The following is a 20107-nucleotide window of genomic DNA, read 5'->3' as shown; positions in this document are numbered from 1 at the left end:
CTATGTCAAACATAAAATTTCTCCCGAGTGGAAAGACCCTGCTCAGCACACAAAAAGCGCGACGGCCATCCGGAGACGGCCGCCGCGCCCTGACGTGCGGAACGAGCTAGCTGGGAGTCTTCTCCAACTCCTCCACCGCGTGCTGCCTGGAACCCCACCCCACATGCGCCTCGGCGCGCATGCGCTCGATCATGTGCGGGTAGTGCAGCTCGAACGCGGGACGCTCGGAACGGATGCGCGGCAGCTCGTAGAAGTTGTGCCGCGGCGGCGGGCAGGAGGTCGCCCACTCCAGCGAGTTGCCGTAGCCCCACGGGTCGTCCACGGTCACGACCTCGCCGTACCGATAGGACCTGAAAACGTTCCACACGAACGGCAGCACCGACGCGCCCAGAATGAAGGACCCGATGGTGGAAATGGTGTTCAGCGTGGTGAATCCGTCGCTGGGCAGGTAGTCGGCGTACCGGCGCGGCATGCCCTGCGCACCCAGCCAGTGCTGCACCAGGAAGGTGGCGTGGAAGCCGAGGAAGGTGGTCCAGAAGTGCCACTTGCCCAGGCGCTCGTCGAGCATGCGGCCGGTCATCTTCGGGAACCAGAAGTAGATGCCCGCATAGGTGGCGAAGGCGATGGTGCCGAAGAGCACGTAGTGGAAGTGCGCGACCACGAAGTAGGTGTCGGACACGTGGAAGTCCAGCGGCGGCGAGGCCAGGATGACGCCGGACAGACCACCGAAGAGGAAGGTGACGATGAAGCCGAGCGCGAACAGCATGGGTGTCTCGAAGGTGAGCTGACCGCGCCACATGGTGCCGATCCAGTTGAAGAACTTCACACCGGTCGGCACCGCGATGAGGAAGGTCATGAACGAGAAGTACGGCAGCAGCACCGCACCCGTCGCGTACATGTGGTGCGCCCACACCGCGATCGACAGCGCCGCGATGGCGAAGGTCGCGTAGACCAGGGTGGTGTAACCGAAGATCGGCTTGCGCGAGAACACAGGAATGACTTCGGAGATGATGCCGAAGAACGGCAGCGCGATGATGTACACCTCGGGATGCCCGAAGTACCAGAACAAATGCTGGAAGAGAATACTGCCGCCGTTCGACGGATCGTAGATGTGCCCGCCCAGGTGGCGGTCGAAGGCCAGCGCGAACAGGGCGGCGGTCAGGATCGGGAAGGCCACCAGGATAAGGAAACTCGTCACCAGAATGGTCCAGACGAACACCGGCATCCGGAACAGCGTCATGCCAGGGCAGCGCAGGCAGACCACGGTGGTGATCATATTGACGCCACCGAGGATGGTGCCCAGGCCGGAAACGGCCAGACCCAGAATCCACAGGTCGCCGCCCACGCCCGGGGCGTGCGTGATGTCCGACAGCGGCGTATAGGCGGTCCAGCCGAAGTCGGCCGCACCGCCGGGGGTGAGGAAGCCGGCGGTCGCCATGCTCGCGCCGAACAGGTACAGCCAGTAACTGAGCGCGTTCAGGCGCGGGAACGCCACGTCGGGCGCGCCGATCTGCAGCGGCAGCACCACATTCGCGAATCCGAACACGATCGCGGTCGCGTAGAAGAGCAGCATGATCGTGCCGTGCATGGTGAACAGCTGGTTGAACTGCTCCGTCGAGAGGAACTGCATACCCGGCCGGGCCAGCTCGGCGCGCATGAGCAGCGCCATCAGGCCACCGATCAGGAAGAAGCTGATGGCCGTGGTCATGTACATCATGCCGAGCATCTTGGGATCGGTCGTGGTGATCACTTTGAGGATGAACGAGCCCTTGGGACTGTGCCGGGGCGGAAACGGGCGCACCGCCTCGAGATTCTGTTCGGGCTTTGGAGCAACTGCAGTCACCACATCCTCCTCGGGAGGGTTCCGTCCAGCTCTACCAATCGGGGCACATAGAACGGCGCACAGCGTACCGACAGCAAATCGATCCTCGCCGAAAACACTCCGGTCGGGGTGAACAGCGATTGGAATGCAAGATACTGCAGAGCAACCCTCCGCGTCGATGGCGGTCTCGAACAGGTTTGGTGCGTTGTTCATTGGCAGTTCATCCCGCGCCATCACGAAATACTCACGAGGCAGGGTCCAATATCGGTGCTATGTCTCGATCACTGCGCACCCGCGTTCTCACCGTCGCCGTGGTCGGCAGCCTCGGCACCGTGCTCGCCGTGGGTGCCGCCACCAATGCCCATGGCGAACCCAAGGCAGTGATCCAGGGCCGCACCGAGGTGACCGCCCGGGTCACCGGCGAGAAGCCGGACAACAAGTGCCAGATCGCGGCGTCCGATATCAGCGGTCCGTGGGGCATCGTCGGCGCCGACGGCACCGTCACCCTCACGCTCGGTGCGGTGCACAGCAACGCCAAGAAACTGCGCGTCATCTGCGAGGACCCCAAGCGCGGCGACGCCAGCCTGCACACCGTCCGCTCGGACCGGGTGACCTTCGACGGACTGCTCTCCCCCATCCGCCAGATCATGCACAACCGATTCTTCGGGGCCAGATAGCTGTCTTCGGGGCTAGACAACCGGGTGACCGGCGCGGGCCGATGCGACCGCGGCCCGGACCGCGGGGACGGTCTCGGTGGCGAAATGGTGCGTGGCGCGGTCGCCGCCGGGGTCGACGGGGAGCAGGAATTCGCTGATGCCGTGGGCCAGGGCCACTTCCGTGAGCTGGCCGGGTGTCATGGTGGGGTCGATGATGTAGGCGCGGCGGATCAGAGCCGGGACGCGACCCGCCCCGCGGGCGGCGGCGTCGATGGCGGTCATCATGGCGGCCAGGGTGGCAGGCGGGGCGTAGCCGAAGCTGCCGAGCCAGCCGTCGGCCAGTTCACCGGTCAGGCGCAGGGCACGGGGACCGTAGACGCCGAGCCAGATGCCGATCGGATGGACCGGGCGCGGACCGGGTTTCGCACCGCGCAGCGAATAGAACTCCCCGGCCAGCTGCGAGCGTTCACCCTCACCCCACAGCGCGCGAACGACCGCGATGGCCTCGCGCAGCGCGGCCAGGGCCTGGCCGGGACTGCGGCGGGTGCCGCCCATGGCCTCGATGGCGTCCCAGAACGCGCCGGCACCCAGGCCCAGCTCGACCCGGCCGCCGCTGAGCAGGTCCAGGCTGGCGGCGCTGCGGGCCAGCACCGCGGGCGGGCGCAGCGGGAGGTTCGCGACCGCGGGCATGAGGGTGAGGTTGCGGGTGACGCCGGCCAGATAGGACAGCAGGGTCCAGGTGTCCAGGAAGGCGGGCTGATACGGATGATCCTGCACCGCCAGCACTTCCAGCCCGGACTCGTCGGCGTGACGCACCAGGCGCAGCAGCAGACGCCCGCGCGCCGCCTCGGGCGGCACGAAGATCCCGAACCGGAGCTCATGCCCGTAATCCGCCATAGCGAATATCAAGCTACCGCGCCGTCGGGGGCGCCCGGGCGAAATCGCGCGGATTCGGCGCGTCCGAGCGGCGGCAGCCGTTCCGGATCGTGATCAACTGGCAACCCGATTCCATAGTCGTTGCCGGGCAAGGGAATACAATTGAGACCGGGTCGCCCGGGTCACGACCCGGTCTTTTCGGCAGTGGGCCGCTCGCGAGACGGCCGGGTGAAAGGACGTGCGCGATGCCGGCTCACAGCACGGTGGACATCGCCCTACGGCACCTGAGGGGAGTGGATCCCTCGGCGTTGCACCACGCGCGGAACCGGTTGGCGGAGACCGGAATCGCACGGCTGGGATTTCTGCTCCCGCACCGGGTCAAACGGGCCCTCGCGGCCGAGGCGCTGACCCTGCTCGATCATCACAAACAGTGGGGCGACCTGCTGCCCGAGGGCGAGGGCCTGGCCCGGCAGCAGGTCGACCTGACCGAGCAGGAGGTGGCCGCCCACGCCTCCTGCATCCCGCGGCTCTACGACTGTGAACCCTTGCGGCACAGCCTTTCCGTGGTCGCCGCCGAACCGGTCCTGGCCCGCCCCGAGGCCGAACGCTACCGCGTGAGCCGCCTGCACCACGACGACTCGGCCGACCAATGGCATTGGGACGAGTACGCTTTCGCCCTCGTCCTGGTGGTGGAGTGCCCGCCGCTGGCGGACGGCGGCTTCGTGCAGACGGTCGCGCACACCCGCCGCGACTGGGATCACGCCGACATCTACCGGACCCTGACCCGCAATCCGATCCACTCGTGGGAGATACAGCCCGGCGACCTCTACCTGATGCGCACCGACACCACCCTGCACCGCGTGCACCCCTTCGCGCACGGCCGCCGCACCATCGTCACGATGACTTTCGCGTCGCGGACCGACACCGAGCGGGAAGTCCCGTGGCGGGCGGCCGAACTCGCGCCCCGATAGCAGACACGCCGCGCAGAGCTGGGAGTTTGCGCCAACAGGTCGACGTGGGCTGAATCATATAGAGTGATAGCCTGATTAACCGATAACGCAGCGGGGGGCAGCGTCGCCGCACCGTATCCGCTCCGGGCAGTTGTGCCCCACCCGGCCAAGGCGGCTCCCATGGACCTTCTGAACCCGCTCGACGCGATCTTCCTGGCCATCGAATCCCGCGAGCATCCCATGCACGTGGGTGGCTTGCAGCTGTTCGAACCGCCCGCCGACGCGGGCCCCGACTTCACCCATGAGCTCTTCGCGGCGATGGCGGCGAAAACCGAAGTCCGCACCCGATTCCGGCGCAAACCGAGTCGGCTGCTGGGCGGCTTCTCGAGCCTCGCCTGGTCCCATGCCGAGACCGTGGATCTGGGTTACCACCTGCGGCGTTCCGCGCTGCCCGCGCCCGGCGGCATGGGTGATCTGCTGGACCTCACCGAGCGCCTGCACGGCATCCTGCTGGACCGGCACCGCCCGCTGTGGGAGGCCCGGCTCATCGAGGGCCTGTCCGATGGCCGCTTCGCGGTCTACATGAAGATGCACCACGCCCTCATCGACGGCGTCTCGGCGATGCGATTGCTGCAGCGCACCCTCACCGACGACCCGTTCGACAGCCGGCTCACCGTCCCGTGGGGCACGGCGCCGGTGCCGCGCGACGACGGCGCCGAACCCGAAAGCCCCTGGACGCAGTTGCGCCGGGCGGTGCCGAGGATCCTGCGCGCCACCGGATCGATCGCCGCGCCGTTGCGGGGCGCCATCGACGGACGGCTCACGCTGCCCATGACCGCCCCGCGCACCATGTTCAACACCTCCATCGGCGGGGCCCGGCGCATCACGGTGCGGTCCTGGCCGCTGGAGCGGATCAATGCGGTCCGGCTGGCCACCGGGGCCACCGTCAACGACATCGTGCTGGCCATGAGCGCTGCCGCACTGCGCGCCTATCTGCTCGAGCGTGACGCACTGCCGGACGAGCCGCTGATCGCCATGGTGCCGGTCAACATTCGCAGCTCCGCCGAATCCGATACCTCCGAGGGCAATCTGGTGGCGGCCTGCCTGGCCAACCTCGGCACCCACATCGAGGATCCGGCGGTCCGGCTGGAAACCATCAGTACCTCCATGCGCGACGCCAAACGGGTGTTCACGCAATTGCCGAAGCTGGAGGCCATGCTGCTGTCGGCCGCGCTGATGACGCCGTTCGGGGTGTCGCTACTACCGGGCTTCGAAGCACTGCCGCGCATGCCGTTCAACCTGGTGATCTCGAATGTGCCCGGGCCGCGCAAACCGGTCTATATGCAAGGTGCGCGTCTGGACGCCAATTACCCGCTGTCGATTCCGTTCGAATCGCAGGCCATGAACATCACGCTGACCACCAATGGCGACAATCTGGATTTCGGCCTGGTCGGCTGCCGCCGCACCGTGCCGGATCTCGATCGCATGACCGACCACCTGGAGAACGGCCTGGCCGAGCTGGAGCGAGCAGTCGCCTGACGCCTCGTGGCAAGGGGCCGCGCAGAGCCTCATTACGCTGGTCCGCGTGGAAACATCGTGGCCCGAACTGCGCACCGAGTGCCTGATCCTCGAGGACGAGGCGGTCCTGGCCCTGAACAAGCCGGCCGGGATCTCGGTGACGGGCGAACGCCACGACACCGACATCGTGGAAATGGCCGCGGCGCAGGGCGAGACGCTGTATCCGGTGCACCGGATCGACAAGGTCACCTCGGGTCTCGTCCTGCTGGCCAAGGAGCTGCCCGCGCACGGGCAGCTCACCCGGCAGTTCAACAAGCGCACCGCGGAGAAGGCGTACCTGGCCGTCACCGCCTCCACGGGCCTGCCCGACCGCGGCGTCATCGACCTGCCGCTGAGCGTGGGCCGCAAGAACCGGGTGCGAATCGCCGCGCCCCGCGAGAGCATTCACCGCGCGGGCGACACCTGGCTGGTCGACGAGCAGGAGGTGGCGGCGGGCAAGAGCTATCCGTCGGTCACCGAATTCATCACCCTGGCCCGCACCGATTCCCACACCGTGCTGGCACTGCGCCCGATCACCGGGCGGCGGCATCAAATTCGCGTGCACCTGGCCTGGATCGGTCACCCCATCGTCGGCGACCCGCTGTTCGACCGGTCCGGCGTATTTCCCCGCACGCATCTGCATTCGTGGCGTTTGACCCTGGACGCGGCGTGGCGTCCCACCGGCACACTCGAACTGGAGGCCGAGCCCGGCGCCGACTTCTGGCGGATCGGCGACACCCCGGTCACCACCGATCCGCGGCAACTGTTGAGCAGCGCAAGCGAACTCATGACGCGCACCACATCGACCGGTTATTGATGCGACTTCGCTATATTGGGTGGCGGGTCTCACCGAGACCGCATCAGGGCAGGTCAATTAGCCTGAATGGGGTGACCGCGGTGCGGCGGCACAGCCGGGCGCAATGATGCTGCCCTTCACAGAAAGCGAACGCCGATGGTTCTGCTGGCTCAGCTCAGTGACACCCATTTCAATATGGGCGCCCGCAATGTCGAACGCGCCGAACGGGTGATGGCCTTTCTCGCCGAGCTGCCGCAGCGACCCGACGTCATCATCGTCACCGGGGACATCGCCGACGAGGGCGATGTGGAGGAGTACCAGCAGGCGCGCGCGGCCCTGACCGCCGATCTGCCCGTGCTGATCCTGCCCGGCAATCACGACGACCGCGCCAATATGCGCAGCGTGCTCTTCCCCGCCACCTCGGGCACCGGACCGATCAACCAGTCCTACCGGGTCGACGGCGTGACCCTGGCCCTGCTGGACTCCAGCATCCCCGGCAAACCGGAGGGCATGCTCGAGGACGAGACCTACGACTTCCTCACCGAGTTGCTGGCGGCCGCCCCGGACGATGACGTTGTGCTGGTGGCCATGCACCATCCGCCGGTGCCGGTGCAGTCCACCGTCGTGGATCCCATCCGGCTCACCAATCCGGAGCGCCTGGCCGAGATCGTGGCGGGCGACGACCGCATCACCGCCGTCCTCACCGGCCACGTGCACGCCGGGCTCATGACCCAGTTCGCGGGCAAGCCGCTGATCGTGGCGCCCAGCGTCTCCTCCACCATCGGCTGCGAATGGGAAACGGCCGCACCGGGACACGTGCCGATCGATTTCGCGCCCGACCCGTCGATGATCTTCCACTCCATTACCGACGGCCGGCTGCTGTCGATGTTCCGGCCCATCGCCATGGGCGGCTGGCTCAGCGAACCGACGGAGTGAGCGCGCCACGCCGGTAGGCCGAGGGCGTGGTGCCGGTCCAGCGTTTGAAGGCGTGAATGAAGGTGGATGCCTCCGCGTAGCCGAGCCGGATCGCCACATCGCTCACCGACAGCGGTGTGGCCGTGAGCATTTCCTCTGCCAGTGCGCGCCGCACCTCGTCCAGCAGTTGCCGGTAGCTGGTGCCCGCCGTGTCCAGGTGGCGGCGCAGGGTGCGGGTGCTCATATTGAGATCCCTTGCCACCGAATCGATTCCGGGCGGCACCGCGAAGCCGTCCAGGCCGCCGCGCGGCACCAGCAGCTCCCGCACCTCGGCGGCGATGCCGGTGCGGGCGCGGCGGCGGGAGACCAGTTCGGTGCACTGCGCCAGGCACATGGCCCAGGTGTGCTCGTTGGCCTGCGGCAGCGGCTGCTCCAGGATCGCCGGATCCATGGTGAACAGATTGTGCTCGGCCTCGAAATTCGGTGTCAGACCATAGATTTCGGTGTAGAGGCGGAGGTCGGGCGGCGGCTCGAAATCGAAATCGGCGCGCAGCAGTTCGACGCGGTGACCCATCAGGTCCGACAGCATCTGGAACATGGCGGTGACGTCGCGTTCCACCAGGAAGCGGCGGACGTCGGCGGGCACCCGCTCGTCATGGATGCGGGCCACGAATTCGCCCGGCCGCCAGCGGGCCGCCGGAATGCAGAAGGTGAAGCTGAGCTCCAGGTAGCGCAGGGCGAGGGAGATGGCCTCACCGAGAGTGGGACTGCTGACGCAGGCGAAGCCGAAGATACCGAAGGTGGTGATGCGGTACCGCCGGCCCACCTCCAGCCCGAGATCGGGGCGGGCGCCCAGTTCACGCACCAGGTTCCGGATCACCGCCAGTTCGGTGTGCGCGTCGATCTGCTCGTCCGGATTGGCCAGTTGCTTCTCGTTCAACCCGCTGCCCTGCAGCATGCGGGCCGGCGGGACCCCGTGCTCGCGCGCGAATCCGACCATGAGGGCGACACTCGCCACGCCGCGCGGGAAATTCCAGTCGCGAATCCCCGCCTCCTGCACCGTGCCCATAGCCTGATTATGGCCGAAATTCTCGATCCGGTCGCCCACCAAATCGAACGCTCGCTCCTACAGTGAGAAGAGTCTTCGATGTGAGGAGCACCACAATGCCGTCCATCATCATCATCGGCGCCGGATTCGGCGGGCTCGGCATGGCGATCGAGTTGCAGCGCAATGGCTTCCGCGAGTTCACCATCCTGGAGAAGGCGGCCGATCTGGGCGGGGTGTGGCGGGAGAACACCTACCCCGGGGTGGCCTGCGATGTGCCGTCACCGCTGTACTCGTTCGCGCACGAGCCCAAACCGAAGTGGCGGCAGCGGTATTCGACACGCGAGGACATCTGGGCGTACATGCACGGGATCGCCGAGCGGCATCGGCTGCTGGACCACATCGTGTTCGGGGCCGAGGTCACCGAGGCGGACTTCGACGAGACGACCGGGCAGTGGACGGTGCGCACCGCCGATGGGGTGACGCGCACCACGGATGTGCTCATCCCGGCCGCGGGGCAGCTGTCGCGCCCGGCCATGCCGCCGATTCCTGGCATCGGACTCTTCAGCGGGGAATCGTTCCATTCGGCGCAGTGGGATCACGGGGTCGAACTGGCCGGCAAGCGGGTGGCCTGCATCGGGACCGGGGCCAGCGCGATCCAGTACATTCCCGAGATCCAGCCGCAGGCCGCTCAGCTGACGGTGTTCCAGCGCTCCGCTGCCTGGGTGCTGCCCAAGTTCGACACCGACTACAAGCCGGTGCATCAGCGGATCCTCATCTCGATTCCGGGAATGCCGAGGGCCGAGCGCCTTTCGTGGTGGCTGATCGGCGAGTTCATATCGCTGGGGCTGGTCGAGTTCCCCGGCATCGTGCGCGCGGTCGCGCGGATCGCGGAGAAGCATCTGGAGGTGAAGGTCGAGGATCCGGAGCTGCGCGCCAAGCTCACCCCCGACTACCCCATCGGCTGCAAGCGCGGACTGTTCTCCAACGACTACTTCCCGGCCCTCACCCAGCCCAATGTGCACGTGGAGACCACCGCCATCAGCGAGATCGTCCCCGAGGGCGTCCGCACCGCCGACGGCGTGCTGTACGAGGCCGACGTCATCATCTACGGCACCGGCTTCAAGGGCACGGAATTCCTGTGGCCCATGAAGATCCGGGGCCGCGGCGGCCGCAACCTGAGCGACGTGTGGGACGGCGGCGCCCACGCCTACCTGGGCATCACGGTCCCCGAATTCCCCAATATGTTCATGGTCTACGGCCCCAACACCAATCTCGCCGCCGGATCCGTCATCTACATGATCGAATCCCAGGCCCACTACATCCGCCACGCCCTGCAACTCCTCGCCGAACGACCGCGCACCTGTCTGGAAGTCCGCCCCGAAGCCGAGCTGGCCTTCAACGACGCCCTTCAGCAGCGCCTGGCCCGCACCCCGTGGAACTTCTGCACCAGCTGGTATCGGACACCCTCCGGCCGCATCACCAACAACTGGCCCGGCACCACCCGCAGCTACCGCCGCCGCACCCGCTCCCTCCGCCTCCCCGATTACACCTTCACCCCGATCCGAGGCTGATCAGCAAAACGGGTTGGCCTGAGTCGGCCTGGACGCGAAATCCCTTGCCCACCAAGTCATCTCAACCATGCGAGGAAACACGGTGCCGGCAGCAGACGGCGGGCGATCCGCTTGGGCCGTCTGCCACCAGCATCGAACCTTCCCGATTCCTCGGCTTCACCGCTCAATGAGAATCAGATGCTCAATGAGAATCAGAAGGGCAACCCCGTTGGTCAGTACTGGTGGCAGCTGTCGGTGACCTGGCGCAGGTGCGGACCGAAATCCGAGTTGATGTCGGTGGGCGCGCCCATCTGCTGCTGTTCGGCGAGCAGGGCCTCGAAGGCGAGGCGCCGCTGCCAGGCCGGCTGGTCGTAGGCCATCCGGAACGCGGCCTTGCGCGCCGGTGCGGCATCGAGCTGCGCCGCGATCTGGGGCTCCACCTGGTGGAAGGCGGCGTCGATCTGATCGAACGAGCAACTCGAGCTCAACAGCGGTTCGAGATCGCTCATCGGATCGGCCCCCGCCACTCCGGCACCGGACAGTGCCGCACCGGCGGCGAATCCGGCAATCGTCACTGCAATCACGCCTGCGTACCGCGCACTGATCAACCTCATGTGAGACCAACCTTTCGTAGTAGCTGGATCTGCGGATGACAACCGGCCCTCGGCCGGCCGGACCGAAGGGTAGCCGAGGGCATCGGGGGCCGGAGAGCTGGACTCCGCACAACACCTTTGTCGCCGTGCGCGAGTCATCGTTGACCGCGCGTACCAGGCCACCTAGTTTGTTCTCCGATGCGCCGGAATTCTTACCGGCGCAAGCAGTGGTCCGTGGTATCTGGAGCGTCGGCCGATACACACTGGAGGCGTTTTGAAGCTCGATGCCGCACGGTTCGGGAAACGCACGAAGAGATCGACCAAGCTATCGAAAACAATCCGATACTGGTGGCGCGCCGGACTCATCGGCGCAGTCACACTGCTGACGACGGCAATCGCGGTGCCCAGCGCCCGCGCCGATATCCCCTTCCCCGACAACGATCCGTTCTACGCGGCGCCCGCCGACCTGGGACAATTCGCGAACGGGTCGGTTCTCAACTCCCGGCCGATCTCGGTGTTCGGGCAGTCGCTGCCGGTAACGGCCTGGCAGGTCCAATACCGAACCACCGGCTCCAGCGGCGAGGCCGCCGCCGATATGGCCACGGTGTTGAAGCCCAATACCCCGTGGAACGGGCCGGGTGACCGCCCGCTGCTGGCGTTCCAGGTCGCCGAGGACAGTCTCGGAACGCGGTGCGCGCCATCGTTCGCGCTGCGCGGCGGACGCGGCTTCTCCATCATCACCACGCTGCTGGATGTCCCGTTCCTGGCTCAGGCGCTGTGGCGCGGCTGGGCGGTGGTGGTATCCGACTACCAGGGCCCGCAGTCCCGTTTCTTCGACGGCGTCAATTCCGGCCGGGCCGTGCTGGACAGCGTGCGTGCCGCCAAATCCTTTGCCCCGCTGGGTATTACCGCGAACAGCGCGCTCGGCGCGTGGGGCTATTCGGGCGGCGCCTTCGCCACCCTGTGGGCCATGCAGCTGCGGTCGAGCTACGCACCCGAACTCCGGTTCGCGGGCGTGACCTCCGGCGGCGTGCCCGTGGACATCCCCTCCATGATGCGCGGGGTGGACGGCGGCTTCCAGGCCGGGCTCGCCGTGCTCATCCTGATCGCCCTGGCGCGCAACGATTTCGGCACCGGGCTGGCCAAGACACTCAATGACAACGGCCGCACGCTGCTGGCCCGGGAGGCCGGCTCGTGCGCCGGCGATCTGGTTGTCCACCACGCCATGCGGCACCTCGACGAATACTCGACCGCACCGAATCTCATCGGCAGCCAAGCGTTCAAGGCCGCCGCCAGCCGTCAGGAACTGGGCGCCCAGGCCCCCGATACCCCGCTGTACCTCTACCACAGCAATGCCGACGACGTGATCCCGGTGGGAGGCTTCAGCGCCCTCGTCGACCGCTACTGCTCCCTCGGCGCAAACCTGACCGCCATCCACTCACAGATACCCGGCCACAACCCCGCAGCGGTCGTGGAATCCCTGGGAGCCTTGAACTTCCTGTCCGACCGCTTCGCCGGCAAACCGATGCCCTCCGGCTGCAGCGTGCGCTGAGGCGCTCACTGCGAGATCGGCCGCTACCCGCCGAAGGCGGCGAGGCCGGATTGCCAGGCGGCCTCGAGGTCGGCGTCGCTGGGAAAGCGGCCGTCGATTTCGAGGCTCACCATGCCGTGGGCGAAGGCCCAGAGGGCGCGGGCTCGGGCCGGGTCGCCGCCGACCGCCGTGACGAGTGGTTGTGCCGTGCGTTCTTCCAGATCGGGCGGGAGTAGGTCGCGGCGGAGTGGACGGTAGTTCATGAGGCGGTATACGTGCGGGTGGGCCAGGGCGTAGTCGCGGTATGCCTTGGCCACGCCCGGGAGGCCCCGTGTGGAGGCGGTTTCCAGGGCCTGCGCCACCTCGGTGAAAGCCTGGGCCACCACCAGGGTTTCGAGGGCGGTCTTGTCGGGGACGTGTTTGTAGAGGGAGGGGGCTTTGATGCCCAAGGCCTCGGCCACGTTTCGCATGGTCAAGGCCTCGGGGCCCCGGGTGTCCAGGAGGGTGCGAGCGGCGGCGGCGATCTGCCGCTGCCGCTCGGTGAGTGGTCCGGTCCGGTCAGGCACGGAGGAATCCGTCCGCCGTGCGGAGGCCGTAGCCGGCGCTGCGATCGATGCCGATGTGCAGCATCCAGGCCAGGAGGAAGGTGAACAGGGCCGGGATCTGGAGGGGGGCAAAGGCGTACGCGACGGCCAGGGTCAGGGGGATCCAGGTGCGGTGGGCGGTGTTGTAGAACGGGACGGCCCGGCGAGGCAATTGGCCCTGCTGCACAGGGTCTATCGTGCCGATCGCGGCGAAGAAGGTGAGGTCGGGGGCGATGAGGCCGGCCGTCAGGGCCAGCCAGGAGCCGGTGCCGTGATTGACGCCCTCGAGGATGGCGAAGGCGGCGAGGAAGACGGTCCAGGTGATCCATCCGGCCTTGCGGACGAGGGCCGGGACGCGGTGATCGGTGGTGGCCGGCAGGTTGGCGGCGATGATGGTCATCGGACCCTCCGAGGCTTCTAACTGGAGCTAACGTTGTTAGCCACCACGTTAGGCTAACGTCGTTAGCCAGTCAACCCCGGAGGTTCAGGCGGCCATCGGCTCAGCCTCCGGGGCGGGCGAACCAGCCGATTCCGCGGGATGGAAGCCCGGCAGGAACCGGTCCACGAACGGGATCATCAGCTGGATCAGCGGTCCGATGGCGAACGCGTACACGACCGTGCCCACTCCGACACTGCCGCCGAGGATCCAACCGACGGACAACACCGTCGCCTCCAGCCCTGTCCGGATGACCCACACCGGCTTGCCCGTGCGCCGAACCAGGCCAGTCATCAGGCCATCGCGCGGACCCGGCCCCATGCCCGCGCCGATATAGAGCACCGTCGCAATCGCATTGAGCACCACCGCCGCTCCCATGGCCGCGATCCGGATCGGCAATGCGTGCAACTCCGGCAGCAACCACAGCCCCGCGTCCACCGAGACGCCGATGACCACGACATTGCTGACCGTGCCCAGACCCGGCCATTGCCGCAGGGGAATCCAGGCCAGCAGTACCGCCGCGCCCATAATCGCCACGACCGTACCGAAACTCAGCGGCACCTGATCGGCCACGCCCTGATGGAACACATCCCATGGATCCAGGCCGAGCGCGGCGCGGATCATCACGGCCATGGAGAACCCGTACAACCAGAGTCCGACATACAGGGCAATGAGGCGGCGCAACAACATTGACCGAGCATGGCGGCAACTGGCATGCAACCGGTAGAGCCAGTCGCAAAGATCTGGATATCAAGGTGGATATATCTTTTCGTACAAGAAACCGCGCAACGCCGTAGTTACGACGCGCGGAGACGCCGTTGACCGCGAGGACCGGACCGACGTAATTTTGATTCTCCGATGCGCCGGAATTCTTGTCGGCGCGAACAGCGGGTCCGTGATGTCTGGAGCGTCGGATGATTCGACGCTGGAGGCGTTATGCGGCGGGACGGCGCATGGTTCGGGGTACGCACGCGCGGATTCACGGGGCGCTCACCCAAGGTTCGACATCGGTGGCGCGCCGGACTGATCGGCGCGATGACCCTGCTGGCGGCCGTCGCGGTGCCCGGCACTCGCGCCGACATCCCCTATCCCGACGATGATCCGTTCTACGTCGCGCCGATCAACCTGGGAGAGTTCGCAAACGGGGCAATTCTCAACTCCCGGCCGATCGCCGTCTTCGGACTGCCGCTCCCGGTGGCGGGCTGGCAGGTGCAGTACCGCACCACCGATTCCGCCGGGGAGGCCGCCGCCGACGTGGCCACCGTCATGACGCCGCTCACGCCCTGGACCGGTCCCGGCGATCGCCCGCTGCTGTCGTATCAGATCGCCGAGGACAGCCTCGGAACCCATTGCGCCCCATCGTTCGCGCTGCGCGGCGGGCGCGACTTCTCCATTGCCACCACCCTGCTGGACATACCGTTCCTGGCCGAGGCGCTGCGCCGCGGCTGGGCCGTGGTGGTGTCGGACTACGAGGGCCCGCAGTCCCGCTTCTTCGACGGCGTGAACTCCGGCCGGGCCGTGCTGGACGGCGTGCGCGCAGCCAAATCCTTTGCACCACTCGGTATCACGGACGCCAGCCCGCTAGGAGCCTGGGGCTACTCCGGCGGCGCCTTCGCCACCCTGTGGGCCATGCAGCTGCGGGCGAGCTACGCGCCCGAGATCTGGTTCGCCGGCGTGACCTCCGGTGGCGTACCCGCCGATATCCCCGCCATCGCGCGCGGCGTGGACGGCGGCTATCAGGCGGGGCTCGCGGTGCTGATCCTGCTCGCCCTGGCGCGCAACGATTCCGGCTCCGGACTCGCGGACACGCTCAATGACAGCGGCCGGGCGCTGCTGGCGCAGGAGGCGGCCTCCTGCGGCGGCGATCTGGTGGTCCGCCACATCTTCGGGCACGTCGACGACTACTCGAGCGTCCCGGACATCCTCGACAGCCAAGCCTTCCGGGCCGCCACCAACCATCAGGAGCTGGGCGACTGGGCCCCCGACGTGCCGCTGTACCTGTACCACAGCAACAATGACGACGTGATTCCATCGGCGGGCTTCAGCGCCCTCGTGGACCGCTACTGCGCGCTGGGCGCGAACCTCACCGCCGTGCACTCGGCGATACCGGGCCACAATCCGGCCGCTGCGGGAGAAGCCTTGGGGGCCATGAACTTTCTGTCGGATCGCTTCGACGGGGATCCGGTGGTCGCCGGGTGCACCGTGCGCTGACGATCGTCCGCAGCGGTCGGTGCACCCGCGCCAGTGCGTTACCGGTCGCCGGGCTGTGCCCACTTGGTGCTGCCGGGCTCCGCGTTCAGCGTGTTGATCAGCTCGATGCCGGCGATGAGCAGGGCGGGCCCGCCGACCACCAGGGTGCCGATGACCGCGCCGACAGCCGCGGCGACCGGGACGGTCGCCAAACCGAAAGCGCCACCGAGGAATCCGATCGCGCCGACCGCCGCACCCAGCGCCAGGCCCAGGAAGCTGCCGATGGCCGTGCCGATGCCGAACTGGGTGCTGAACGCCTCCATGGCGCGCTGATTCTCGTTCGTCGAGGCCACCGGGTGCAGTGCCGGCGTGGCCGCGGCGACATCCTTGACCGCGGTCAGGGACAGGGTGGCGCCGTCATCGCTGACCGTGCCCGGCACCGGGTAGCTCAGGCCGTCCTGCTCGAAGGCCAGCGGCAAGCTGAGGACGGTCGCGCCCGCGGAGTCCTTGACGTTCACCGCTCGCCCGGCCAACTCGAAGCTGCCGTTGGTGAGGGTGGTGACAACGGTAGTGCCGACCAGCCGGGTCTGGTAACCGATGTCGGGCACCGCCGGATCCGCGTGTGCCACACCGGCTCCGGCGATGGCGACTGCCGTGACAACCGGCGCGGCGATGGCGGTGATCTTGCGCAGCATCATGGGTCTTCCAATCTTGATCAGGTGTTTGTGGCAACACACGGCTCAGTTGAAAGAATTCCCCCCTTTGCGACTGTGAGCCCGTGCTGCATAAGCAACGCGTTCTACTGGCACGGTAGCGTAGCGCGCGGCACCGACACCGCGAATTATTTTCGGCTCGAGTGTTGCTAGAAGAGCAGTTCGACGCCGATACCCAAGGCGCACACCAGAGCCACCACCAGCAGCGCCACCACGTCGGCGCGCCCCGGCGATCCCGGGCGGGCGGTCAGCTCGCCGGTGCCACCGCGGGTGGTGATGGCCTCGCCGAGTTCACCCGCACGTCGGCTCGAGACAGCCATGCTCGCGGTCAGAATGTCGACGAGCGGGTTCTCCGACGCGCGATGCAGCAGCGAATCCTTGGGCCGCAGTTTGCGAGCCGCGCGCAGGATGCGCATCTCCTCCATCAGCAGCGGCAGGCCGCGCAGGGTCAGCGCGACCACCACCGCCCACTCGTCGACCGGAATCGCGTGCCGGACCCCATTGCGTGTCCAGCCGATTCGCTTCAGCGGCGCGCCCAGTCGGGCCAGCGCGGGCGCCACCTCACCCATCGGCGTGGTCCAGGCGACCAGGAACGACGCACCCAGCAACAGGAAGCCGAACAGGACCACCTGCGCGTACCGCAGCAGCGCCGACGCGCCGACGGGCGCGTTGATGGCCGCCCCGATCAGCACGCCCGCCCACAACCACCACGGGAGGCGGGGCAGCGTGCCCAGCGGCAGCTTCGCCAGCAGGAACACCGCCACCAGGAACAGCGTCGCGACACCCAGCAGCGCCCAGGACGGGATGAACATGAGCAGCACGCTGACGGCGAAGACGCCGATCATCTTGGTACCGGCCCAGAGTCGATGCACGGGGCTGTCGACCGGGACCTCGCGGAGGACGACGCTGCTCATCGGACACCTCCGGTGAAATCCTGAATACGGTTGTCGTGCACTGCGGCGGAACCGTTCTCGACCAGGCGGCCGTCGCGCAGGTGGACGGTGCGGTCGCACACCGCCGCCATGTCGGACACGTCGTGCGAGATGACGATGAGGGTCAGGCCCGAATCCCGCAGCCGGGCAAGCAGTTCCACCACGCCGGCGCGGCCCTCCGGATCGAGCCCGGCCAGCGGCTCGTCGAGCACCACCACCTGGGGGTGGCTCGCCACGATCGCCGCCAGCACCACCCGCTTGGCCTGCCCGCCACTGAGCTCCTCGACCGAGCGCGAGGCCAGTGCCCGGTCCAGTCCCACGGCGTCGAGGGCACGCGCGACCGCGTAACTGCCGCGGCCACCCCAGTCCTCGATCTCGGTGCCGACGTCCTGGCGCTGCAATTGCAGGCGGGAATGCTGGAAGGCCAGCTGCACGGCCCCGATCCGCTTGTGCACCGGACGGGTGGTGCCCATGGGTTCACGCAGCACACAGGTGCCGGCGGTGGGCATGGTCAGCCCGGCCATGATCCAGGCCAGCGTGGACTTTCCGGAACCGTTGCCGCCCACGATGAGCAGGGCTTCGCCCCGGCGCACGCTCAGGTCGATGTCGTGCAGGGCGGGCGCCTCCCAGGGGGTGCCGCGGTTGTAGGTGTGGCCGACGCCCCGCAATTCGAGGACGGCGGCGCCCATGGGCCGGCGGCGTGGATCGCGGACGGGGCGCGGCCAGGCGGGCAGATGGCCGACCGACCGGCCCTGTTCCAGATGGACCACCCGGTCCGCGGCGGCCGCGTCCGCCTCGTGATGGGTCACCAGGACCACGGCCATCGGATGTCTGCGCGGCAGGTCGGCCAGCAATGCGACCAGGTCGCGACGTCCCTCGGGGTCGATCATCGAGGTCGCCTCGTCGGCGATGAGCAACGTGGGCTGCCGGGCCAGGGCGGCGGCCACCGCGAGCCGCTGCTGCTGGCCACCCGACAGGGTCGAGGTCTCGCGGCCGCCCATACCGGCCAGGCCGACCTCGGACAGCAGTCCGTCGATATCGACGGCCGCGGCATCCGCGGTGGGCAGGCCCCACACCACGTCATCCGCGACGAGCACGCCCAGCGTCTGGCTCTCCGGTCGCTGCAGCACCATGGCGGTACCGCCACGCACGCCCAGACCCGCCGCGCCCAGCCGGGTGACTGTGCCCGCGGTGGGTGGGCGACCCGCGAGAATCCTGGTGAGCGTCGACTTTCCGGACCCGTTGTGGCCGACCACCGCCACGAATTCGCCGACGTCGACGGTCAGGTCGATATTGTGCAGCGCATCGGTGCGCGCTCCCCAGTATCGGAACGCGACCTCCCGCAACGTGACCGGCAGCGGCGCGACCGGACGCGGGTCCGCGGGCGCGTCCAGCAGGCTGTCACGGCCCGGCAGCCAGGACAGGCGATCCAGCACCCGCCCGAGCACGAACCAGGAGAACACTCCGCTGACCACCATGGCGGCGATGATGCCGCCGCCCACGAAGGCCCACCACCAGTGCAGGACGGTGTCGGTGTAGTCGGCCACGGCACGGCCCAGCGGCTCCAGCGAAGACTGGCGCGCCGCAAGGTTTTCGATGCCTGCCGCGGAGTTGCGGATGCTGTCGAACAGCAAGTGCCGCGACTGGGCGAATACCAGCAGCATGCCGACCGTCAAGGCGGCCATCACGGATCCGGCCACCGCCGACAGCGCCACCACCGCGGGCAGACCGCCTCGCCTGCGCTTGACAGTGCCGATGATTCCACCGATCACGGCGACGCCGACCAGGTTCTCGGCGGGCAGCAGCCCCGCCGCGACGAAGGTCACCAGCGCCCCCGCGATGGTGGTCGCCAGCTGCGCGCGGAACCGGTGCCGATGCGCCAGCAGCCCCATGGGCACCGCCGCCACCAGTTGCAGCGCAGCCGCGAACGGCACCAGCGACCCGAGCGTCACCAGCCCCACCGTCGCCCCGCCCAGCACGGCCGAGGCAGCCAGCTCGATGGGCCGCAACGCCCCCGTCGGAAGCGTCGCCTCAGCACTGCTCCCGGCACTGGACACCCCGACCTGCTCGGCCAGCCCACCGCGAATCCGGTACGAATCGGTCACGCCTACCAGTCTGCCGTGTCCGCACCCCAACCCACCGCGACCTCTCAACATCTCCACAGACTGCGGGCAGTGCCGCCACAAATATCAGCGGTCGATCAGCGGAAACACCGACTTCTATGGCATGGCCCACCCGGCGGTCACGCGGATGGGACCGCAGCGCGGGCCGCTAGGCCGGGTGCTGGTCGATGAGGTTGGCGAAGATGTGGGTGATGCGGGTCGTGAGGGCTTCGGGGGTGGTGCCGGATTGGGTTGCGCGGAGGCCGAATTTGCCGTCGACGGTGAGGGCGGCCATGCCGTGAGCCAGCGACCACCAGGCCAGGGCCATGGTTTCGGCGTCGGTGGCGGGGAGGAAGCCGGAGCGGACGGCGTCGGCGACGGCGGATTCGAGGACGGCGTAGGCGGCGTCGCCCGCGGCCTCGGTGTCGGGGTGCTTCTCGGGCTGGGACAGCTCGGGGCGGAACATGATCCGGAAGTAGGCGGCGTGGTCGCGGGCGAAGCCGACGTACCCCTCGGCCATGGCTAGCAGGGCGGCGCGCGGATCGGGGGCGGCGGCGCGGGCGGATGTCATTGCGGCGCCGAGGATTTCGAAACCGCGGGCGGCGAGTGCGGACATCAGGGCGGCGCGGTCGGCGAAGTGGTGGTAGGGCGCGCCGGGGCTGACGCCGGCTTCGCGGGCGACCTTGCGCAGGCTCACCGCGGCCAGGCCCTCGGACTCGATCAGCTGCAGGGAGGCGCGCAGTAGTTCCTCGCGGAGGTCTCCGTGGTGATAGCGGTCCTTGGTCGGCGGCATGGGATGAGCGTAAGGGGTTGACGGCTCCCGGCCTCGGAATCTATACATTGTTCAGATTCTAAG

General features: G+C 68.0%; 19 protein-coding genes. 8 read left to right on the top strand and 11 right to left on the bottom strand.

What is annotated here, in order from left to right; translation table 11 throughout:
* Window positions 1-106: 106 nt before the first annotated feature.
* Window positions 107-1843, bottom strand: a complete 1737-nt coding sequence (ctaD, locus tag ACQP1O_RS03600) for an aa3-type cytochrome oxidase subunit I (protein WP_433564480.1) — start codon at window positions 1841-1843, stop codon at window positions 107-109.
* A gap of 251 nt (window positions 1844-2094) precedes the next feature.
* On the opposite strand from ctaD, the gene ACQP1O_RS03595 reads away from it, so the two are divergent.
* Window positions 2095-2499 (top strand): hypothetical protein, encoded by a 405-nt coding sequence (locus ACQP1O_RS03595; protein ID WP_433564479.1) that lies wholly within the window; start codon window positions 2095-2097, stop codon window positions 2497-2499.
* Window positions 2500-2511: 12 nt separating this feature from the next.
* On the opposite strand, the gene ACQP1O_RS03590 is transcribed toward ACQP1O_RS03595, so the two are convergent.
* Window positions 2512-3375: an LLM class flavin-dependent oxidoreductase gene (locus ACQP1O_RS03590; RefSeq protein WP_433564478.1), complete on the bottom strand. Its 864-nt coding sequence runs from the start codon at window positions 3373-3375 to the stop codon at window positions 2512-2514.
* Window positions 3376-3599: 224 nt separating this feature from the next.
* Here ACQP1O_RS03590 and ACQP1O_RS03585 point away from each other — a divergent pair, with 224 nt between their 5' ends.
* The 4 genes from ACQP1O_RS03585 to ACQP1O_RS03570 all read left to right on the top strand — a co-directional run bounded on the left by ACQP1O_RS03585 (window position 3600) and on the right by ACQP1O_RS03570 (window position 7593).
* Complete coding sequence (locus ACQP1O_RS03585; RefSeq protein ID WP_433564477.1) at window positions 3600-4325, top strand: HalD/BesD family halogenase; 726 nt, start codon at window positions 3600-3602, stop codon at window positions 4323-4325.
* Between the two features lie 159 nt (window positions 4326-4484).
* A complete protein-coding gene (locus ACQP1O_RS03580; RefSeq protein ID WP_433564476.1) occupies window positions 4485-5843 on the top strand; it encodes a WS/DGAT/MGAT family O-acyltransferase in 1359 nt (452 codons plus the stop codon).
* A 46-nt stretch (window positions 5844-5889) separates the two neighbouring features.
* Window positions 5890-6678: an RluA family pseudouridine synthase gene (locus ACQP1O_RS03575; RefSeq protein ID WP_433564475.1), complete on the top strand. Its 789-nt coding sequence runs from the start codon at window positions 5890-5892 to the stop codon at window positions 6676-6678.
* 135 nt (window positions 6679-6813) lie between these two features.
* A complete protein-coding gene (locus ACQP1O_RS03570) occupies window positions 6814-7593 on the top strand; it encodes a metallophosphoesterase (RefSeq protein ID WP_433564474.1) in 780 nt (259 codons plus the stop codon).
* On the opposite strand, the gene ACQP1O_RS03565 is transcribed toward ACQP1O_RS03570, so the two are convergent.
* Window positions 7574-8641, bottom strand: a complete 1068-nt coding sequence (locus ACQP1O_RS03565; RefSeq protein WP_433564473.1) for an AraC family transcriptional regulator — start codon at window positions 8639-8641, stop codon at window positions 7574-7576. The two genes, ACQP1O_RS03570 and ACQP1O_RS03565, sit on opposite strands and share 20 nt — an antisense overlap.
* Before the next feature lie 95 nt (window positions 8642-8736).
* On the opposite strand from ACQP1O_RS03565, the gene ACQP1O_RS03560 reads away from it, so the two are divergent.
* Window positions 8737-10191, top strand: coding sequence for a flavin-containing monooxygenase (locus ACQP1O_RS03560; protein WP_433564472.1), 1455 nt, complete (start codon window positions 8737-8739; stop codon window positions 10189-10191).
* A 212-nt stretch (window positions 10192-10403) separates the two neighbouring features.
* Here the strand turns inward: ACQP1O_RS03560 and ACQP1O_RS03555 are convergent, their stop codons facing one another.
* Entirely contained in the window at window positions 10404-10784 is a 381-nt protein-coding gene (locus tag ACQP1O_RS03555; protein WP_433564471.1) for a hemophore-related protein, read from the bottom strand.
* Window positions 10785-11163: 379 nt separating this feature from the next.
* Here ACQP1O_RS03555 and ACQP1O_RS03550 point away from each other — a divergent pair, with 379 nt between their 5' ends.
* A complete protein-coding gene (locus tag ACQP1O_RS03550; RefSeq protein WP_433564470.1) occupies window positions 11164-12315 on the top strand; it encodes a lipase family protein in 1152 nt (383 codons plus the stop codon).
* 23 nt (window positions 12316-12338) lie between these two features.
* Here ACQP1O_RS03550 and ACQP1O_RS03545 read toward each other — a convergent pair whose 3' ends face one another.
* From ACQP1O_RS03545 to ACQP1O_RS03535, 3 genes are all read right to left on the bottom strand, one after another.
* A complete protein-coding gene (locus ACQP1O_RS03545) occupies window positions 12339-12860 on the bottom strand; it encodes a TetR/AcrR family transcriptional regulator (protein WP_433564469.1) in 522 nt (173 codons plus the stop codon).
* Window positions 12853-13278, bottom strand: a complete 426-nt coding sequence (locus ACQP1O_RS03540; protein WP_433564468.1) for a DUF4260 family protein — start codon at window positions 13276-13278, stop codon at window positions 12853-12855. The genes ACQP1O_RS03545 and ACQP1O_RS03540 overlap by 8 nt, the downstream gene beginning before the upstream one ends.
* Before the next feature lie 84 nt (window positions 13279-13362).
* Window positions 13363-14004: a YczE/YyaS/YitT family protein gene (locus tag ACQP1O_RS03535; RefSeq protein ID WP_433564467.1), complete on the bottom strand. Its 642-nt coding sequence runs from the start codon at window positions 14002-14004 to the stop codon at window positions 13363-13365.
* Window positions 14005-14349: 345 nt separating this feature from the next.
* Here ACQP1O_RS03535 and ACQP1O_RS03530 point away from each other — a divergent pair, with 345 nt between their 5' ends.
* Window positions 14350-15525: a lipase family protein gene (locus ACQP1O_RS03530; RefSeq protein ID WP_433564466.1), complete on the top strand. Its 1176-nt coding sequence runs from the start codon at window positions 14350-14352 to the stop codon at window positions 15523-15525.
* Between the two features lie 38 nt (window positions 15526-15563).
* On the opposite strand, the gene ACQP1O_RS03525 is transcribed toward ACQP1O_RS03530, so the two are convergent.
* The 4 genes from ACQP1O_RS03525 to ACQP1O_RS03510 form a co-directional block, all read right to left on the bottom strand.
* Window positions 15564-16202: an ammonium transporter gene (locus tag ACQP1O_RS03525; RefSeq protein ID WP_433564465.1), complete on the bottom strand. Its 639-nt coding sequence runs from the start codon at window positions 16200-16202 to the stop codon at window positions 15564-15566.
* 164 nt (window positions 16203-16366) lie between these two features.
* Window positions 16367-17131: an energy-coupling factor transporter transmembrane component T family protein gene (locus ACQP1O_RS03520; protein ID WP_433564464.1), complete on the bottom strand. Its 765-nt coding sequence runs from the start codon at window positions 17129-17131 to the stop codon at window positions 16367-16369.
* The gene (locus tag ACQP1O_RS03515) at window positions 17128-19206 is read right to left on the bottom strand and encodes an ATP-binding cassette domain-containing protein (RefSeq protein WP_433567571.1); all 2079 of its coding nucleotides are present in this window, start codon (window positions 19204-19206) and stop codon (window positions 17128-17130) included. The genes ACQP1O_RS03520 and ACQP1O_RS03515 overlap by 4 nt, the downstream gene beginning before the upstream one ends.
* 214 nt (window positions 19207-19420) lie before the next feature.
* Entirely contained in the window at window positions 19421-20044 is a 624-nt protein-coding gene (locus ACQP1O_RS03510; protein WP_433564463.1) for a TetR/AcrR family transcriptional regulator, read from the bottom strand.
* Window positions 20045-20107: the final 63 nt, after the last annotated feature.

The sequence above is a fragment of the Nocardia sp. CA-151230 genome (assembly GCF_050942175.1).
In the GTDB taxonomy this organism is placed as follows: domain Bacteria; phylum Actinomycetota; class Actinomycetes; order Mycobacteriales; family Mycobacteriaceae; genus Nocardia.
This window is presented reverse-complemented; position numbering and strand designations above follow the sequence as displayed.

What these genes read in the sequence shown, in the direction of transcription:
- ACQP1O_RS03570 (WP_433564474.1), top strand. Translation starts at nt 6,814, where the DNA reads ATGGTTCTGCTGGCTCAGCTCAGTGACACCCATTTCAATATGGGCGCC.
- ACQP1O_RS03525 (WP_433564465.1), bottom strand. Translation starts at nt 16,202, where the DNA reads ATGATGCTGCGCAAGATCACCGCCATCGCCGCGCCGGTTGTCACGGCA.
- ACQP1O_RS03580 (WP_433564476.1), top strand. Translation starts at nt 4,485, where the DNA reads ATGGACCTTCTGAACCCGCTCGACGCGATCTTCCTGGCCATCGAATCC.
- ACQP1O_RS03595 (WP_433564479.1), top strand. Translation starts at nt 2,095, where the DNA reads ATGTCTCGATCACTGCGCACCCGCGTTCTCACCGTCGCCGTGGTCGGC.
- ACQP1O_RS03535 (WP_433564467.1), bottom strand. Translation starts at nt 14,004, where the DNA reads ATGTTGTTGCGCCGCCTCATTGCCCTGTATGTCGGACTCTGGTTGTAC.
- ACQP1O_RS03560 (WP_433564472.1), top strand. Translation starts at nt 8,737, where the DNA reads ATGCCGTCCATCATCATCATCGGCGCCGGATTCGGCGGGCTCGGCATG.
- ACQP1O_RS03555 (WP_433564471.1), bottom strand. Translation starts at nt 10,784, where the DNA reads ATGAGGTTGATCAGTGCGCGGTACGCAGGCGTGATTGCAGTGACGATT.
- ACQP1O_RS03540 (WP_433564468.1), bottom strand. Translation starts at nt 13,278, where the DNA reads ATGACCATCATCGCCGCCAACCTGCCGGCCACCACCGATCACCGCGTC.
- ACQP1O_RS03565 (WP_433564473.1), bottom strand. Translation starts at nt 8,641, where the DNA reads ATGGGCACGGTGCAGGAGGCGGGGATTCGCGACTGGAATTTCCCGCGC.
- ACQP1O_RS03530 (WP_433564466.1), top strand. Translation starts at nt 14,350, where the DNA reads ATGACCCTGCTGGCGGCCGTCGCGGTGCCCGGCACTCGCGCCGACATC.
- ACQP1O_RS03590 (WP_433564478.1), bottom strand. Translation starts at nt 3,375, where the DNA reads ATGGCGGATTACGGGCATGAGCTCCGGTTCGGGATCTTCGTGCCGCCC.
- ACQP1O_RS03510 (WP_433564463.1), bottom strand. Translation starts at nt 20,044, where the DNA reads ATGCCGCCGACCAAGGACCGCTATCACCACGGAGACCTCCGCGAGGAA.
- ACQP1O_RS03585 (WP_433564477.1), top strand. Translation starts at nt 3,600, where the DNA reads ATGCCGGCTCACAGCACGGTGGACATCGCCCTACGGCACCTGAGGGGA.
- ACQP1O_RS03520 (WP_433564464.1), bottom strand. Translation starts at nt 17,131, where the DNA reads ATGAGCAGCGTCGTCCTCCGCGAGGTCCCGGTCGACAGCCCCGTGCAT.